This is a genomic window from Thermodesulfobacteriota bacterium (assembly GCA_039028315.1).
Lineage (GTDB): Bacteria > Desulfobacterota_D > UBA1144 > Nemesobacterales > UBA2774 > CR02bin9.
In genome coordinates, this window is sequence record JBCCIH010000022.1 from 1 (window position 1) to 16,309 (window position 16,309).

General features: G+C 37.7%; 17 protein-coding genes. 7 read left to right on the forward strand and 10 right to left on the reverse strand.

From position 1 onward, the window contains the following. Together AAF462_02670 and AAF462_02675 are read left to right on the forward strand one after the other, a co-directional pair. The coding region (locus AAF462_02670) for a hypothetical protein (protein MEM7008014.1) at nt 1-253 on the forward strand (253 nt) is incomplete at its 5' end. A gap of 329 nt (nt 254-582) precedes the next feature. Continuing rightward, nucleotides 583-1,641: a cohesin domain-containing protein gene (locus AAF462_02675; protein ID MEM7008015.1), complete on the forward strand. Its 1,059-nt coding sequence runs from the start codon at nt 583-585 to the stop codon at nt 1,639-1,641. 41 nt (nt 1,642-1,682) lie between these two features. Here the strand turns inward: AAF462_02675 and pyrF are convergent, their stop codons facing one another. After that, nucleotides 1,683-2,405: an orotidine-5'-phosphate decarboxylase gene (pyrF, locus tag AAF462_02680; protein ID MEM7008016.1), complete on the reverse strand. Its 723-nt coding sequence runs from the start codon at nt 2,403-2,405 to the stop codon at nt 1,683-1,685. 39 nt (nt 2,406-2,444) lie between these two features. Continuing rightward, on the reverse strand, nt 2,445-4,166 hold the full coding sequence (locus tag AAF462_02685; GenBank protein ID MEM7008017.1) for a proline--tRNA ligase: 1,722 nt from the start codon (nt 4,164-4,166) through the stop codon (nt 2,445-2,447). A 193-nt stretch (nt 4,167-4,359) separates the two neighbouring features. Between AAF462_02685 and AAF462_02690 the strand changes: the two genes are divergently transcribed. From AAF462_02690 to AAF462_02705, 4 genes are all read left to right on the forward strand, one after another. Then, nucleotides 4,360-5,022: a MotA/TolQ/ExbB proton channel family protein gene (locus AAF462_02690; protein MEM7008018.1), complete on the forward strand. Its 663-nt coding sequence runs from the start codon at nt 4,360-4,362 to the stop codon at nt 5,020-5,022. After that, on the forward strand, nt 5,019-5,453 hold the full coding sequence (locus AAF462_02695; protein MEM7008019.1) for a biopolymer transporter ExbD: 435 nt from the start codon (nt 5,019-5,021) through the stop codon (nt 5,451-5,453). The genes AAF462_02690 and AAF462_02695 overlap by 4 nt, the downstream gene beginning before the upstream one ends. 112 nt (nt 5,454-5,565) lie before the next feature. Further along, nucleotides 5,566-6,501 (forward strand): bile acid:sodium symporter family protein, encoded by a 936-nt coding sequence (locus AAF462_02700; GenBank protein ID MEM7008020.1) that lies wholly within the window; start codon nt 5,566-5,568, stop codon nt 6,499-6,501. Then, complete coding sequence (locus tag AAF462_02705) at nt 6,498-7,415, forward strand: DMT family transporter (protein ID MEM7008021.1); 918 nt, start codon at nt 6,498-6,500, stop codon at nt 7,413-7,415. The genes AAF462_02700 and AAF462_02705 overlap by 4 nt, the downstream gene beginning before the upstream one ends. Before the next feature lie 2 nt (nt 7,416-7,417). On the opposite strand, the gene AAF462_02710 is transcribed toward AAF462_02705, so the two are convergent. From AAF462_02710 to AAF462_02735, 6 genes are all read right to left on the reverse strand, one after another. Next, nucleotides 7,418-8,035: a LysE family transporter gene (locus AAF462_02710; protein ID MEM7008022.1), complete on the reverse strand. Its 618-nt coding sequence runs from the start codon at nt 8,033-8,035 to the stop codon at nt 7,418-7,420. A gap of 25 nt (nt 8,036-8,060) precedes the next feature. Further along, complete coding sequence (locus AAF462_02715; GenBank protein MEM7008023.1) at nt 8,061-8,351, reverse strand: HPr family phosphocarrier protein; 291 nt, start codon at nt 8,349-8,351, stop codon at nt 8,061-8,063. 83 nt (nt 8,352-8,434) lie between these two features. Beyond that, entirely contained in the window at nt 8,435-9,205 is a 771-nt protein-coding gene (locus AAF462_02720) for a DUF4292 domain-containing protein (GenBank protein ID MEM7008024.1), read from the reverse strand. Nucleotides 9,206-9,207: 2 nt separating this feature from the next. Then, nucleotides 9,208-10,992: a tetratricopeptide repeat protein gene (locus tag AAF462_02725; GenBank protein MEM7008025.1), complete on the reverse strand. Its 1,785-nt coding sequence runs from the start codon at nt 10,990-10,992 to the stop codon at nt 9,208-9,210. Beyond that, nucleotides 10,982-12,412: a transglutaminase-like domain-containing protein gene (locus AAF462_02730; protein MEM7008026.1), complete on the reverse strand. Its 1,431-nt coding sequence runs from the start codon at nt 12,410-12,412 to the stop codon at nt 10,982-10,984. Before AAF462_02730 ends, AAF462_02725 begins: the two co-directional genes overlap by 11 nt. A gap of 151 nt (nt 12,413-12,563) precedes the next feature. Continuing rightward, nucleotides 12,564-13,502 carry an IPTL-CTERM sorting domain-containing protein gene (locus tag AAF462_02735; protein MEM7008027.1) on the reverse strand — a complete coding sequence of 313 codons (939 nt, stop codon included), beginning with the start codon at nt 13,500-13,502 and terminating at the stop codon, nt 12,564-12,566. A 177-nt stretch (nt 13,503-13,679) separates the two neighbouring features. On the opposite strand from AAF462_02735, the gene mqnC reads away from it, so the two are divergent. After that, on the forward strand, nt 13,680-14,756 hold the full coding sequence (gene mqnC / locus AAF462_02740; GenBank protein MEM7008028.1) for a cyclic dehypoxanthinyl futalosine synthase: 1,077 nt from the start codon (nt 13,680-13,682) through the stop codon (nt 14,754-14,756). Here the strand turns inward: mqnC and AAF462_02745 are convergent. Together AAF462_02745 and AAF462_02750 are read right to left on the reverse strand one after the other, a co-directional pair. Next, nucleotides 14,753-15,139 (reverse strand): hypothetical protein, encoded by a 387-nt coding sequence (locus AAF462_02745; protein ID MEM7008029.1) that lies wholly within the window; start codon nt 15,137-15,139, stop codon nt 14,753-14,755. The two genes, mqnC and AAF462_02745, sit on opposite strands and share 4 nt — an antisense overlap. Before the next feature lie 56 nt (nt 15,140-15,195). Further along, on the reverse strand, nt 15,196-16,309 hold a 1,114-nt coding region (locus AAF462_02750; protein ID MEM7008030.1), incomplete at its 5' end, for a DUF6600 domain-containing protein.

Here is a 16,309-nt window from a genome sequence, read left to right on the forward strand (position 1 = left end):
GGAGCGCGGCGTGAGCCTAGAATTAACCGATTCTGCTAAGCAAACAGTCGCAGAGAGCGGATATGACCCTGTTTATGGAGCGCGTCCACTTAAACGGACGATTCAGAAGCTCATACAGGACCCGCTTGCAACAGATCTTCTACAAGGCGAGTTTAATGAGGGAGATCACGTAGTGGTCGATACTGATAAAGATAACAAGTTAATCTTGGCAAAAGAAGTTAAAACCAAGAAGAAAAAAGCAGCAAACGAATAATCACCGAAAAGGCGCTTGTTTAGAGATAAACGGCGCCTTTTTATTTAATATTTACAAAATTTTAAGAAATACACTTTATATTTAATATCAAGTATATAAAAGGTCCGCTCTAACACTTCATATATTACTTTACACCTTGATTATAATACACTGCATTTATTGAAATCTTATAAATATACTTAGTGATCTCAATGACTTTGTAATGTTTCCCGACTAACTTTCTTTTTATCTATTTTGATATATAAAAATACAAATAGATATAATTCTTAATGAAATCTTAGTATATATGCGGTATTTTATGTGTATCAAAGATATCGGAGGATAGAATAATGCATAGAATCTTAAGAATTGTGAACGTATCTGTATTAGTCTCTTTATTACTATTATTGTCTATTGATGCTGCAAAAGCCCAGCTACCGCCTGCTTTTTCCTTACCTAATGCGCAGGCTGAGCCGGGTGAGCTTATTCCTGTCAATTTGGATTTCTCAAACGACGGACAGGTGGGAGCGATTAATATAAATGTAGAGTTTGACCCAAATGTAGTGTTCTTTTGCTCGTTTTTTGATGCATTTCGCGGACCTGCCCTAGATGGTCTTCCAGTTGTAAACATCTCAACTATTCTAACAAATGGCCAACTTATCATATCTTTAGACCAAGGACCAGCTCCCGTTAGTCCCCTGCCCGATGGTGAAATAATCACTATAAACACATGTGTTAATGGCAGCGCACAAGTAGGGAATTCGACATCATTGGATATTAGCGTAAATAGTCTTACAGATACAAATGGCCAAGACATTCTGCCTCCTGTTGCGGACACAACTAGTGGATCAATCACTGTAGTCAATGAGCCTCCGCAAGTAATTGATGTGACAATAAATAAGTCGGCAGACACAAATCGTATAGATCCAGGCATCCCCTCTCTTATTGCTTATACAATAACTCTGGAGGGATCTGGAGACCCAGGTGCTCAGGCAACAGCTGTTGAGGTTACTGATGCTCTACCTTTAGGGTCCTCATTTAGGGATGACCTGTCTTCTCCTGAATGCGAACAACTCATTGGGCCTTTAAACACTGTTGGATGTGATGTTGGTACGGTTAGCGCTGGTGAAGAAATCACTTTTGATATAGTTATAAGTATCACAGGTCAGCAAGGTGTTGATATTGTTAACCAAGCAATAGTTGATTATCTGGATGAATTGGGCAATCCGATTCAAAAAGATTCTAACACTGTAACCGTTCGAGTAAGGTCAGGCGGTGGAGGCGGTGGTGGAGGCGGCTGCACACTCACCAATAGCTCTAATGTACCTAATTCGATGGCTAATCTAGCTATATTCTTAATTCCTGGGTTAGTAATGATTATTAGGTCTATAATCTTTAAGAAGAAATAATTCCATGTTTAGGGGCAGTTACATGTGTAATTGCCCTTAAATTATTTGATTGATTCTACAATTTCATCCACAACTTCTTCTGGATTTTCGGCTTCTGCGATGGCTCGGCCGATTACTAAATAGTCTGCACCTTTGGAAATTGCTTCGGCAGGGGTAGTAACCCTCTTTTGGTCGTGAGTATCTGTACCTGGTCGTATTCCAGGGACTACTAAAGAGAATCTATCTCCGAATTCTTTCCTTAAAGCTTCTACTTCAACTCCGGAGCATACAAGACCGTCAATATTAGCTATTTCTGCTAATTCAGCAAGGTTCATAACAGTGTTTTCAACTGTATCTTTGATTCCTATTTGATCTAGACTCTTTCTATCGTGACTAGTTAGAACGGTAACTCCCAAAACGAGAGGTTTTGGGTAATTTAGTTTCTCAGCCTCGTCTTTTACGGCTTCTGAAACGCTTTTCATCATTTCAAAGCCGCCTAAGGTGTGTATAGTAAACATATTTACCCCAAATCGAACGCTCTGACGAGCTGTTTTCTCAACTGTTGAGGGAATATCGTGGAACTTTAGATCCAAAAATATGTTTGCGCCTAAATTTGAGAACTCTTTTAAGCCTTCAGATCCTGAATCTAAGAAAAGTATAGGCCCAACCTTAAAAGTTTTGATTTTTGTGCGTAATTTTTCTACCCAATTTAGAGCAATTTGATGCTCTGGAAAGTCTAAAGCAAGGATAATTCTTTCTTCTGGGCTTAGCTCTGGTCTTTTCATAACTTAAAGTTATACTTTAGTGTAATATATTGTTTCATATCAGTCAATTGACTTTAATAGTTCTTGCACTTCATCAACTACTACTTTAAGTTTTATATTGCGTGTATCTGCCGTTTTTCTGACCTTAACTTCGGCCTCCCCTTCTTTAATAGTCCTTGGGCCGACTGCTACTATGATCGGCACGCCAATCAGCTCAGCATCTTTAAATTTAAAACCAGGCCCTACATCTCGGTCATCTATGATCGCCTCGTATCCGGCCTCTATGAGCTCCGAATAAATCCGCTCAGACTCTGACATTATATGCTCATCTTTAACTTTAAGCGGTAGCACTGTAACTTGAAATGGAGCAAGCGCCTTTGGAAAGATCATACCACCCTCGTCATGATTCTGCTCAATGGCGGCTGCTACAGTTCGTCCTATTCCTATACCGTAACATCCCATGATAAATGGCTTCTCTTTTCCGTCAGAATCGACAAAAGTTGCTTTCATTGCTTCACTATACTTCGTCCCGAGCATAAATACATGTCCAACTTCGATACCTCTAGTGGAAACTAGGCTAGCACTATCGCAGCTTGGGCATTTATCACCATCTGAAGCTACCCTGATATCAAAAAACTCTGAGACTTCGTAATCTTCACCCAAATCTACATTGATAATGTGATAATCCTTTTTGTTAGCGCCTGTAACAGATGTCCCCATGGATTTAACCGAAATATCTGCTACTTTTCTGATTTCAAGCCCAACTGGGCCACTAAAGCCCATCGGACCGCCTGTTACTTCCTCGATTACCTCTGGAGTTGCCAATTCTACTATCTCTGCGCCCAGTGACTTTCTAAGTTTTGTAAGGCTAAGCTCATGATCTCCCCTAACAAGAGCTGCTACAGGTTTTTGATCAACTTGAACTATCATTGTTTTTATTAAATTAGAGGGCTTTACACCTAATTGTTCAGCTACTTCTTGAACAGATTTCAAGTTAGGTGTATGTACCTCTTCAACAGCTTCTTTGCTATCATTTGAGGTTTTCTCTTCCTCTATTTCTTCTCTACCAATTTCAGCTAGCTCTAAATTAGCGGCGTAGTCACATTTATCACAGCTCATTATGATATCTTCCCCTGTAGGGGCTAAAACCATGAACTCGTGAGAGAAATTTCCTCCAATATTGCCTGTATCTGCCAAAACTGCCCTAAATTCAAGCCCACAGCGCTCAAATATACGTGTATAGGCCTCATACATGGCCCAATAAGACTTCTCAGCACCCTCTACAGTGGCATCAAAGCTATAAGCATCCTTCATTATGAACTCTCTGGCGCGCATAACTCCAAATCTTGGTCTTATTTCGTCTCTGAATTTGGTCTGAATCTGATATAAATTAACTGGAAGCTGCTTATATGAATTGATATCTCGCCTTACTATATCGGTAATTATCTCTTCATGTGTTGGGCCAATACAAAATTCCCTGTCTGCTCTGTCTTTAAATCTGAGTAGTTCCTTGCCGTAATAGTCCCATCTGCCGCTTTCTTCCCATAGCTCGGCAGGCAGAACAGCAGGCATAAGAAGCTCAACAGCTCCTGCCCTATTCATTTCTTCACGCACTATCTGCTCAACTTTGCCAATTGATCTAAGCCCTAGCGGGAGATAATTATAGATCCCTGCAGCAAGTTTTCTAATCATGCCGCCCCTGATCATTAGTTTATGACTGACTACCTCAGCATCAGCGGGATCTTCTTTTAATGTAGGAATAAAATAGTTCGAGTATCTCATTACATCTCCTAAGCGGTATAAATTACCGAGTCCTGACCTAATTGCAATATCATCTCTAATCATTATCAAATGAATATCTTATTGACCTGAGTAAACCCCTAGTTATTCTATTTAAGAAATTAACCACTGAATCAGACTGCGTTATTACTCATCTAATTAGTAATTTGATTCTAATTTGGAGGGCTACATCAATATGGATACAGGTGTTTTCGAACTAATACAAAAAGGTGGTTTCTTTGTATATCCCATAATTTTATGCTCTATTGTGGGTCTAGCAATATTCCTTCAAAAAATGTGGATGCTTAGGTCTAAGAATATTATTCCAGAGGTTTTCTTAGATCAATTATACAGCTTCTTATCACAGGGAAAATTAACAGATGCTGAGGTCTATGCTCGCACAAATAACTCTTCCATTGCAAGAGTTGCCCTTGTGGCATTGGAAAATGCAGACAAGCCAAAAGATGAGCTTAGAGAGGAAATTGAGGAAGCCGGAAGAAAAGAGACTCTTGAACTTTTAAGATACACTGAAGGTTTAGGAACGATAAGTAGTGTATCAACACTTCTTGGTCTACTTGGAACTATTTCGGGTATGATCAAAATATTCAAAGTTATTGCCGACAAACCTATAGTAAATCCACCTGAGCTGGCAGGTGGAATATCTGAAGCGCTCTATACTACAGCTTTTGGTCTATTAGTGGCAATACCTGCTTTTATTGCATATAAATACATTGTGGGTAGAGCAGACGAACTCATATCACTCATGGAAGAGGAAAGCAGAAAAATTATGGAAATGGTAGTTATGAATAAACAAAGTGGTGGCCCAACCTCAGATGATACAAAAGGAATGTTTGGATGAGATTTAGAAAGCAAAAAAACGCAAAAGCCGGAACAGGAGCAACACTTGATCTTACTCCTATAGTAGATGTTGTGTTTAACCTTTTAATTTTCTTTGCTCTGTCACTAAACTTTGCAGCCACATCTGGCGGGATAAATGTAAAGCTGCCCTCAGCAAGCTCTGCGGAGCCTGTGAAAACTGAGCAGCTCACTATAAACCTCACCCAGGCTGGCCAAATCTACTACAACGACAAAGAGATAAACATTGATGATCTAGCCCCAAAGCTAGGAGAAATAGAAGATAAAGATTCTATAGTAATCATAAGAGCTGATAATACAGTACCTCATGGCCAGGTTGTAGAAGTAATGGATATCGTAAAATCAGAGGGCTTCTCTAAACTTGCCATTGCAGTTGATCAAGCTGCTGGGGCACTGGATAGTCAAGATAATTAGCTTATCTATAGTTAATATGTAATAAATTTCGACGGACATTGTCCGTTTGACACAAATTTGAATCTTATGTAGTGTTGGACTGAATTAAATCACACCTTAAAAAGATACACACTTGAGATATTTGTCACTCCTAAACAACGTAGTCACCAACTACTTTACTTTCTGGATTATATTTTTCTCGGCCATAGCCTATATCTCTCCGCAGCACTTTGAAGGGCTTAAATCTTTAATTGTTCCAACACTTGGAGTAATTATGTTTGGCATGGGGATGACTCTCACTTTATCAGATTTCAAGAGGGTTTTTATAAGACCAAAAGACATTGGAGTAGGCGTTATTACGCAGTACTTAGCTATGCCGTTTTTGGGTTTTGCTCTGGCAAAATTATTCGGACTAGACCCGCTTTTAGCAGCTGGTGTGGTTCTTGTCGGGGCCTCTCCGGGCGGAACATCATCAAATGTAATCACATACCTAGCAAAAGCAGATGTTGCTTTTTCTGTAACTATGACATCAGTATCAACAATAATCTCTCCCATAATGCTACCGCTTTTAATGTACCTATACGCAGGTCAATGGATAGATGTTCCGGTGTTAAAGCTCTTTTTATCAACTGTACAAATTATTCTTTTACCAGTTGGGCTCGGACTCATACTGAGAATGCTAATAAAAGATAATATTAAATATGTGCTACCTATTTTGCCTTCCGTGTCATCCGCTGCAATTATTTTTATTGTTGCTGTCATTGTTGCTGCAAATGCCTCATCTATTGCTGCTGTTGGGGCCGTTGTTGCAATTGTGGCAATAATTCATAACCTATTAGGTTTTTCAATCGGATATAGTGTTGCAAGGTTTTTCGGAATGGATGTTGTAAGGGCCAGGGCCGTTTCTATAGAAATTGGAATGCAAAATTCAGGATTAGCAGTTGCTCTGGCTAACACATTTTTTGGATCCCTTGCCGCTCTTCCCGGAGCAATATTTAGCGTCTGGATGAATATATCAGGCTCGGCACTAGCCTGGTGGTGGAGAAGGAGCAAAGTTGAATCAAAATGAGTAAGATTGATCACAATAAAGACAACCGCTTTCCCATTGTCGGATACTTGTTTTTAGTTGCGACTGCATTTTTCACCGCACTATCATACGCGTTTGGAAGAGCCCTTGATTTCGGTCTGGATCTGGAAACGGCAACTTTCTTTTGGTTTTTTAGCTCATTTGTATTGTCAATATTTGTAACTCTAGCGGTACCGGCTCAAAGGGCAGAAGTAAAAAAACTAAGAAGCTATGTAAAAATTTTCATCTACACTTCGGTCCTCACTTCAGTCGGAGCAGCTCTGTGGATTATGTCCATAAGAACTATTGGTATACCTCTTACTTCATTTCTTATGAAAGCCCAGACTCTTTTCTCACTATTTTTAGGGATGATATTTTTGGGTGAAAGATTAAACAGAGGTGAGAGTGTTGGGATTATAATCACAATTATTGGCGGTGTGATTGTAGCCTATCAAAGAGAATGGGGTCTTTTGATTGGTACATTAACCGCTCTTAGCGCCGCATTTCTGTACTCCTGCATCTCTTTTATTGTAAAAAAAGTAGCAAATGATTTAAACATGCTTATGGTAGCTAACCTAAGGGCGCTCGGGGTCTCAGTAGTTATGATTACGTTTTTGGTAATCACAGGAACATTTGAAATGCCTTCTCGGGCAATTGATATAGTGTTTATGGCCCTTGGCGGAATCAGTGGGGCATATATTGCCAAAGCAAGTCAATTTCAGGCAATTAAAATGATAGATGTGTCCCGTACAACTGCTATTATGCCAATGGAATCTTTGTTCGTAGTTCTTTTATCGTATTTTATATTCGATGAGATTCCATCTGTGATTAAACTCCTAGGCGGAGGTTTAATAATTGTGGGCGTGGTATTTCTTGTAATCTTTAGAGGACAGCGGCCTGATGTGATGGATAAATAATGTTAGATCAAAATACTTAGATATGCATAGAGTCCGCATGCAACAATAAAAAGCCCAGTAATCTTATTTAGAAGCAGTGCTCCGCGCAGTCCCATTTTGCCCCTATATTTAAAAAACATATAACACACTAGAACATATAGAAATATAGCGCCAGTAAAAACCCCTAGTATTAATAGCGCCACAGAGGCGTAACTCACGATTGGATTCACAATTCCTAATATCGCATAGACTGCTATAATAGATAAGATTACAAGAGGGTTTGAAATCGTGAGCAGAAATGATGAGCCAAATGTGCCAAAGTGGTTTATCTTAATACTATTATCAACAGAATCTTTAGGCTTAGTCAGATATACTCTAAGGCCAAATAATATGAGTATGACGCCGCCCACAATTTTAATCCAAACTTCGTTTTCAGTAAGAAGTCCTGAAATAAAAGCTAGACCAAACGCCGCAATAATAGCAAAAATACAATCTCCAATCGCAGCAGCAATGCCAGAGATTATTCCGGCTGGTAAACCATTATTCATTGTTCTTTGAATACATAAAACTCCTACCGGACCAATAGGAGCCGATATAATAAGTCCAACTAAAAATCCTTTGAAAAAAAGTGAAATGTCCATGGGAAATATTTAGCAATTACTTAAGTTATTCTTCTTCAATGCCCTCGCCAAATCCACTGTCAATAAGTTCTTGTATCCCCTTTATCGCTTTGTCTGCGTCCGTGCCGCTAGTTACAACTTGAATTTCACTGCCTTTAATTGCAGCAAGTGATAGGACGCCCAAAATACTCTTTCCGTTAACCTTATAGCCGTCTTTCATGATTTTAATATCACTATTGTATTTAGAAGACGTTTTCACGAATACTGCAGCAGCCCGTGCGTGAAGGCCTAATTTATTTTTGATTTTGAGTACCCTGCTATACTCCTGATCCGGCATCTACCCGATCCCCCTTTACACATTTAAAACAAATTGCTGCAACTTATTATAATTTTGGGAATATTTTTTACAAATAAATAGCCCTAGCTCTGAGGTCTGAACAGAGATTTGTTGACTTCTTTATTAAGTTCTATGTCCTGTTCATAAACAATTGTAATAGATAGTCCTTTTGATTTGAAATCGATAGTTTTAGGAAAATATAATCCGTCTTTTAAGTCCGCAAAGTATTCATAGTTTATTGTAGCTTTTTGGCTCTCGTGCAAATAAAATTCTGCTCTCTCAACTCTAAAATTATCTTTGTTTACCCATAGATAATCAGCTAATTCTGTCGTTTGTGAATGGAAGGTTAATTTAATAAGATTGCCATCTGCACTTAATTCTGGAGATGAGCTCAGATCAAAAACACTCTCTGGCAGTCTTCCTAATATGAGATTTACTAAATTCTCAGAGGTTATCTTGAGGTTTAGTCCTGGGTATAGACTCGCGAGATCAAATTCAGTGTTGGCATCATAAACGGCCCTTTCAGAGGGAGAGATAATATATATATTATCTCCGTCTGATGATATAAAACCAACTGTTTTTCCAAAAGGATTTAGTGCTTCTAATCTCAGAAGATCGGGTCTTTTGGCGATGGTTACCTGTGTGTATGATATTTTGTCATCACGCGTTTTAATTTTTACTTTTGCAAGCCCCTTAATTGATCTTATAGCAGACTCGGATCGCGAAATTCTCTCTAAAATTGCTTCTGTTTGTGAATCTTCTATTGTCACAGTCGGCGTTTTGGCTGCGCAAGAAGTTATTAGTATAATCAGGGATAAAACTATTAGCTTTCTAAGTATTTTTATCTTATTCACAATCAGCTTTGAGTTCCAATTCTTCTTTTTATGTCGCCTACTTTTTTATAGAGCCTCTCCTGCAATTTAGGATCTATATCGCTGGGTTCCCGCTCTATTAACACAACCCCTCTTTCATAATATTCTAGAGCTCTCTTTAAGTTTCCTTTCTTCTCATAAACATCGCCAAGATGCTCCATAATAGCAGGATCATCAGGCTGAAGTGATGCAGCCTGATTTAATAGATCAAGAGCCTTATTATACTGACCTTTTTGATAATATACCCAGCCAAGGCTATCTAATATGTATCCTTTATTGGGACTTATCTCTAAAGCCCTATTTATAAGCGCTTCTGCTTCATCTAGTCTCTCGCCCCTCTCCGCATATGTGTAGCCTACAAAATTTAGTGCATCGGCATTGTTAGGATCAATTTTAATCAGTCTCTTCATTGCATCTAGGGACTCGGGAATTTGTTCATTTAGATAGTAAATAACCCCTAATGAATACAAAATAGTCTTACTATCCGTATTCGTTTCTAGATATGTATTATAGAGCTTAACCGCATCCTGATCCCTATCTAGATTTCTATAAGTTCTGCCAAGGTAATTAACAACAATTTCATTGTTAGGATCGTTTTGATATACCTTTTCCATTAACTTTAGAGAGCCTTCTAAATCGTCTTGTTTCTCCAATATGAAAGCTTTTTGTACCTGGATTTCATTGTAGAGTTCTGAATCAGAATCAATTGTTTCAAGAAGTTTCAAGGCCTCGGTATAATTTCCAACCTCTATATATGAAAGTGCTAAATAGTATTTAGCTTTTTCGTCATTAGGATTACCCAGTAGTATTAATTGAAACTCTTCGATTGCTTTATCAAATTCTCTATTCTCAATATATAAGAGTCCTAATCTCAATTTTAAATCAGGGTTTCTATAATCTAAGTTCTCTGCTTTTTCGAATTGTTCCTGTGCATCTTCTTTCCTGTTCACCCTAAAGAGAAAATTTCCATATCTAACGTATGTGTCTAAGGTGTTTGGATATAAAGATATTATAGATTTGTATATGTTCTCAGACTCCTCATAGCGTCCTTGTTTTTCGTATACAAGCGCAAGCTCTATGAGTGCCATAACAAAACTAGGGTTTAGTTGTAATGATTCGTTATACAGTTCTTCTGCCTTATCAAAATCTCCTTTTTCATAATAAAGTCTGGCTAAAAAGAAAAACCCTCTTTCATTATCTGGATACAGCTCAGTGATTTTTTTAAAATGTTTCTCTGCAGAATTGTAGTTGCCTGCTTCTGTCTCTATGATTCCTAGAAAAAGTAGTGATTCTGCATCTCGAGGGTTTAGTTCAACCGCTCTTTTTAATATCTTTATCGACTTTTCTCTTTGTTCTGAATCTTTAGATGATGCATAAATTTTTCCTAAAAGAGTAAAAGACTGAGAGTGATTAGGATCTATCTCAATTGATTTTTCTAGCTTTTCTAGCGCATCGTCTATACGGCCGGATGAAATGTACATTAATGCTAAATTATATTTTAAGTATGCAGAATTGTCGTCGTAGGTTTCGGCAATTTCGAGCTGTGATAATGATTCTGGGAATTTTCTGTCTAAAAGCAGCATTCTGGATACTGTGAAATGATAGTAAGATTTACTTTTAGGCTCTAGGCTGCTATCAGAAAAAGTATCTGCATCAATCTCAGTAGCTGGTTTTTTGGTTCCGCACCCAGCCATGCCGAGCACTAAAAACGCCAGTACTAGAAAGAATGATAGGTGTGAATGTGTTTTTCTAATTGTTCTAAGAAGCATCAATTATCTCGATATTTAGTTTACCCACTAGTTTTGATATCTCTGCACTTTTTGCAAAATTACCTTCAATTAATTTAATATGCGTTGCATCTGCAGGAAACTGTCCATAAGTTGAGTCTACAGCAACCCAATTGTCTAAGAGAACCTCGTTCCATGCATGATAGTAAAAACTATTATCATAATACATAACTCCGAGCACTGTTTTAGTAGGTATCCCAGCGGCCCTTGCCATAGCTGAAAATAGAGCCGCGTGTTCGTTGCAATCTCCAACTTTAGTATTTAACACATCTTTAGCATTAGGAAGGCTTACAGTAGGCGATTTCTTGATATTCTTATATATCCAGTTGTTAATTTTCTTAGCTGCTGTTTTTGGATTACGCTCTCCGTCTAAAATTTTATTAGTAGCTTGAATTATTTCCTCGTCGTCACTTTGAATGAGGAAATCAGCCTGTGTGTATTCTCTAAATTCTTTAAATTTATACGGCAGAGTATATGAAATCTCCTTCGATACAGGTTTTTTTGATTCGATAACTATATAGTCATCAATTATTTTTTGTCTATAACCATCTTCAAGTTTAAATTCATTAAAATCTATTCCGCCTAGCTTTATTGTAAGGGCTTGTAATTTAGACGGATCCTTTATTTTTTTGTTACTTGGTATAGAAGTTTTTTGTATTATATTAAAGCTCTTATTTTTTTTATCTAAAATGTCTTTTTTAGATTCTCTAATTGCAACTAGATCAGGGGGTGATTCTTGTTTAATAACTTTGCCTTCACTTGTAATCCAAGAAATTATCTCTACCCCATTTAAATCTGATATAACTTTATATGTATCAAATTTTCCAAGAGGAATCTCAATACTTTCCAAGTTTCCTATTCTATGGGTGGATTTATTAACATTTATTCCCATTAGAACTGAGAGCGGCTCGAATATAGAGAATTCATACTCATCAGCGGGCCTAAGATTATTTCTGGTGAGAATTTCAGGCACGAGCGATAGTAAAACTAGCTCTCTATCTATAGACAAAAAACGCTCTGACTTGCCCGATACAGTCTCTAGAGTAATAGCTAATCCTTTATCTTCCCTATTCCCTCTAGCTTTTAAATTTATATTGTCAGAGCTCATTTCATATTCAAAAGTTAATATTTTATAATTCTGGAGTTTATAAGTAGCTTCTGAGAAAACTTCCCTATCTTCACCAAGAAGATTGATTTTAAAATTTGTTAGCTCATAAACTTTTGTAAAACCATCCTTTCTCAATATGGAAGTATGTGAGAATCCAACTCTTTTATCATCAGAGTATATTCCCATCCAGTTTTCTTCAATTGATTCTTCCAAGGCCTGTGAGTTTGGCGATGATAGCAAGTGAAAGTTAGCAAATATTAAGGTGAATATTAGGAGGTTCTTAAATGCTTTCATATATGAATAATCTACATCTGTTTCATATCACACTCAAGATAATATTATTATTGATTTTGGTATCAAAGATTAAAATATAAAAAAGGGAGCGCCTTTTAATTAATCTAAAAGCGCTCCCTGTAATTTATTGTATAAATTTGAAAAATTGACTCTATGCAGATTGTATAGCTCTTCTTCTCATAACTATAAAGCCTATAACTCCTAACATAAGAGCTGTGGCTATGAGTCCCCACTCAGATAGAGTTGGTACATTTCTAGGATGTGCAAATTTTGGTAATACACTTTCTTTGCAGCAAAATCCATCAGTTCCTCCCAGAACACCTTCTACCACTGGAGTTGACCCAATTAATTTGCCATTTCCGGTTGCTTTATCGAATTTATAAAGTCCTCCAGAGAATCTATCTTGCCCATATACGTTGCCAAATGAGTCCGCAAACATAGAAGCAAAATTAACATTTGATTCCTCTCTACTAACATTTGTGGGCCCGACTATGGCTACTGTTCGCTCTATAATATCTATTGCGATAAGATTGTCAGCAGGTATCTCGTCATCATTAGGAACGGCATCACCACCTGATACTGCATAAAACAGACCATCAACCGGGTTAAAAGTCATGTCAGTTGTACTAAACAAAGGTCCATCAATCATAACTACATTGACAACGGCTGGAATATCGACATCTATTCCGTACATAATATTAGGAAAGGCTTCAAATGCCTGCTGGTAGACATATAGAAGACCATCGTCTGCAAAATCACCGGCCGGATAGTTTATCATTTCTAAATTAGCTATTGGACCAAGATCTTCTACAGCTCCATTAGAACCAAGCCTAAATAGATTGGGTGTTCCAACGATAATGCCATATGCAAAATTGTCTGCGCTTCTATATCCGACTGAATTTATAAATCGCCCTGCATTAAACGATGCTACTTCAGTTTGACCAGTAAAAGCATTGTGAGCTAGAGTACTTCCGTCAGTGTTAAATACCTGATAAAACCTATTGTCACATTGAAATGGTATAGGTATCTGAGCATATGATTCTACAGTCAAGCCAATTAAAAGGATTAATGTTATTATTCTTATAATCATTTTTCATCCTCCTAGATGTTTAATTAACAAATATATCCTAACAAGTAACTAGTTAATTGTAAAGTTTAATAGTGCATTCGCTAATACATTTTCTTTATTCATAACTAGAATAAGGATATTTGTGTATAATATCTAAGCTACATTGACACAAAAAATATATTGGGTTCAATAAATGATATGAGTGTTGAATCAATTTACGATAAAATACTTAATTCAGAGCGGGTCACTTGTGATGAAGCTATGGTTTTGCTAAAAGACGCGGACACGATTAAAATGGGCTCTTTAGCAGATTCTGTAAGAAGGAAATTTCATCCAGACGGAACAGTTACATTTGTAGCCGACACTAATCCTAATTATACAAATGTATGTGATACAGAATGCCTATTCTGCGCATTCTGGAGACCCCCAAGTGCTTCAGATGCCTATACGCTGAGTGTGGATAAAGTTATAGATATTATGCGCACCTCGTACCACAACGGTGCCACAACGGTTCTTTTGCAAGGAGGTCACAACCCTGAGATAGATCTGGATTATTATCTAGAGATTGTAAAAAGAGCCAATGAGGAGATCCCCGATCTTCATCTGCACGCATTTTCAGCCCCTGAAGTCAGTGCGATTGCAAAATATACTGGAATATCTACAACTGATGTACTGCAGCAGCTATGGGACGCAGGGCTTAGGACAATTCCCGGCGGCGGCGCTGAAGTGCTATCAAATAAAATTAGAAAAAAAATCAGCCCACTTAAAATAGACGCCGATGAGTGGATGAGGGTAACCAGAGAGGCACATCTAGTAGGCTTTAAAACCACCGCGACTATGATGTTTGGCCATTTTGAAGAAGATGAGCATATTGTAGAGCATCTTGAGCGAATTAGAGAACTTCAAGATGAAACCGGGAACTTCTTGGCATTTATCCCATGGACATTTAAACCCAAAAATACTTTTTTAGAGCGAAAGCTCTCAAGCGAAGTAGGCGGCGATAGGTATTTAAGAGTACTAGCGCTATCGAGAATATATTTAGACAACTTTAAGCACATACAAGGCTCATGGTTCACGCAAGGCAATAAAGTAGGCACTATCTCCATGTACTACGGCGCAAGTGATCTTGGAGGGACACTGTTTGATGAGAATGTATTAACTTGTGCTGAAAACAAGTACCGCTCTAGCTTAGATGAACTGGTTCATATGATCAGATCTGCGGGTTTTAAGCCGGCTCAAAGAAATACATACTATGAAGTTCTAAATAGATTTTAGTCATTATCCTTTTCATAACGATAGATTTTTACTTTCCAAGATTTCCCATTGAATTCTGTTGAGCACCAGAGCTTTGAAAAATACATCATCATAAAATCAAAGAACTCATATGCAGAGCTTGTATAGACTGGGCTTTTGGTAAAGTCCAAAACATCTATAGAATTTAATGCCTGATATTCAGACGGAGAGAGTTCAAAATCAATCCCGCCCTTCTCTATTTCTAGTGTATTTGCAATTTCAGAAATACGAATGTTACCTTGATAATCTAATCTTATAATTAAATATCCAAGAGACGACATGGATCCATCAACAATTTGTGATGCTAAGAATTCATCAAGTTCTGATAAATGCAGTTCTTTGTCCTGAGTTATATCTTTACTCATTTAGATATTATGATATCCGGGCCCTTAGAAAACTAAAGGCCCGGATATTTAACGATTTAACGGTGAGAGAATCTATTTTGTCTAGATGTCGGGATATTTCTTGGAGGTTTGTTATAGGTTCTTTGCTGATAGTTTCTGCTCTTATTATATGAGCGCGTTTGTTTGCTAGAATAAGTCTTTTTATTAGATTTTGACTTGGCTTTGTAGCTAGAATTCATACTAGATCTAGTTTTTTGTTCATACTTGGCTTTATATCTCTTATCTGATCTATTATCTATTTTATGTCTACCATTTTGATTCTGTAGTTGATTTCTTTTTTGGTTGTGGACCTTATTCTTCTGAACCTTCTTTGTAGTTATCGCATCTTCGGGCCTAAACCCTGACTGTGGCCTGTTCTTGTTTTTATATCTATTGTTATGATTATTTTGTCTTATCTCTCTGCCATAGTCTGCACGAGATTTGGGATATTGATTTACTCTGGTCTGTCTATCATAGCCATTGGGAAGAGATGATTTATTGTATCTGTTAGGCTTTTTGGATTGTCTATCAATTTTTGGTCTGTAAACATTGTAGGATTTATCTTTTGCATAATTTAAATTCTTTTTCCCTCTAACAGTTATAAGGTCTTTATCCACTATTTTATGTCTATCCAGTTTTTTGTTTAAGTGTCTTTCAACCTTCTGCCTATTAGGACCATGATTAATCACTTTATTATCATAGCGCTTTATGTTTGTAACATGTCTTGAATTTCTTACTACAATAAGATCTTGAGGACGAAGGGCTTCTTTGCCGGCGTGTTTGTGATCTCCAAACTTATGATATGGCATATAAACGCAGTGTCTTGCAGGTGGTTTGTAGTGACCGTAATCGTGGTAGTAATCGTGATAATATTTATGTTTTTTATAGCGGTGCTTGTGATAGCGGTAGGGTTTGTAGTAAGACTTATATGAATTAAAGACGAATCCAATTTCAACGAAAAAACCTCTATCTGGCGGAAGGGGTGCCCAGCCTATATAATCAGGGCTTTCATGCCAGCTAACCCATGCTGGTGCCCATGTTGTACCGGGTATCCAAACCCAGCCTGCGTAGTCATCAAAGACCCACCGGCCGTAGTGGTAAGTGGCCCATCCCCAGGGCTCATATGATATCCACAGCCATCCCTGATCCGAC

Bases quoted from the DNA above. Each gene is read 5' to 3' on its own strand.
- pyrF (MEM7008016.1), bottom strand. From the start codon at position 2,405: ATGAAAAGACCAGAGCTAAGCCCAGAAGAAAGAATTATCCTTGCTTTA.
- AAF462_02710 (MEM7008022.1), bottom strand. From the start codon at position 8,035: ATGGACATTTCACTTTTTTTCAAAGGATTTTTAGTTGGACTTATTATA.
- AAF462_02745 (MEM7008029.1), bottom strand. From the start codon at position 15,139: ATGAGTAAAGATATAACTCAGGACAAAGAACTGCATTTATCAGAACTT.
- AAF462_02730 (MEM7008026.1), bottom strand. From the start codon at position 12,412: ATGAAAGCATTTAAGAACCTCCTAATATTCACCTTAATATTTGCTAAC.
- AAF462_02715 (MEM7008023.1), bottom strand. From the start codon at position 8,351: ATGCCGGATCAGGAGTATAGCAGGGTACTCAAAATCAAAAATAAATTA.
- AAF462_02695 (MEM7008019.1), top strand. From the start codon at position 5,019: ATGAGATTTAGAAAGCAAAAAAACGCAAAAGCCGGAACAGGAGCAACA.
- AAF462_02705 (MEM7008021.1), top strand. From the start codon at position 6,498: ATGAGTAAGATTGATCACAATAAAGACAACCGCTTTCCCATTGTCGGA.
- AAF462_02685 (MEM7008017.1), bottom strand. From the start codon at position 4,166: ATGAGATACTCGAACTATTTTATTCCTACATTAAAAGAAGATCCCGCT.
- AAF462_02690 (MEM7008018.1), top strand. From the start codon at position 4,360: ATGGATACAGGTGTTTTCGAACTAATACAAAAAGGTGGTTTCTTTGTA.
- AAF462_02735 (MEM7008027.1), bottom strand. From the start codon at position 13,502: ATGATTATAAGAATAATAACATTAATCCTTTTAATTGGCTTGACTGTA.
- mqnC (MEM7008028.1), top strand. From the start codon at position 13,680: ATGAGTGTTGAATCAATTTACGATAAAATACTTAATTCAGAGCGGGTC.
- AAF462_02725 (MEM7008025.1), bottom strand. From the start codon at position 10,992: ATGCTTCTTAGAACAATTAGAAAAACACATTCACACCTATCATTCTTT.
- AAF462_02675 (MEM7008015.1), top strand. From the start codon at position 583: ATGCATAGAATCTTAAGAATTGTGAACGTATCTGTATTAGTCTCTTTA.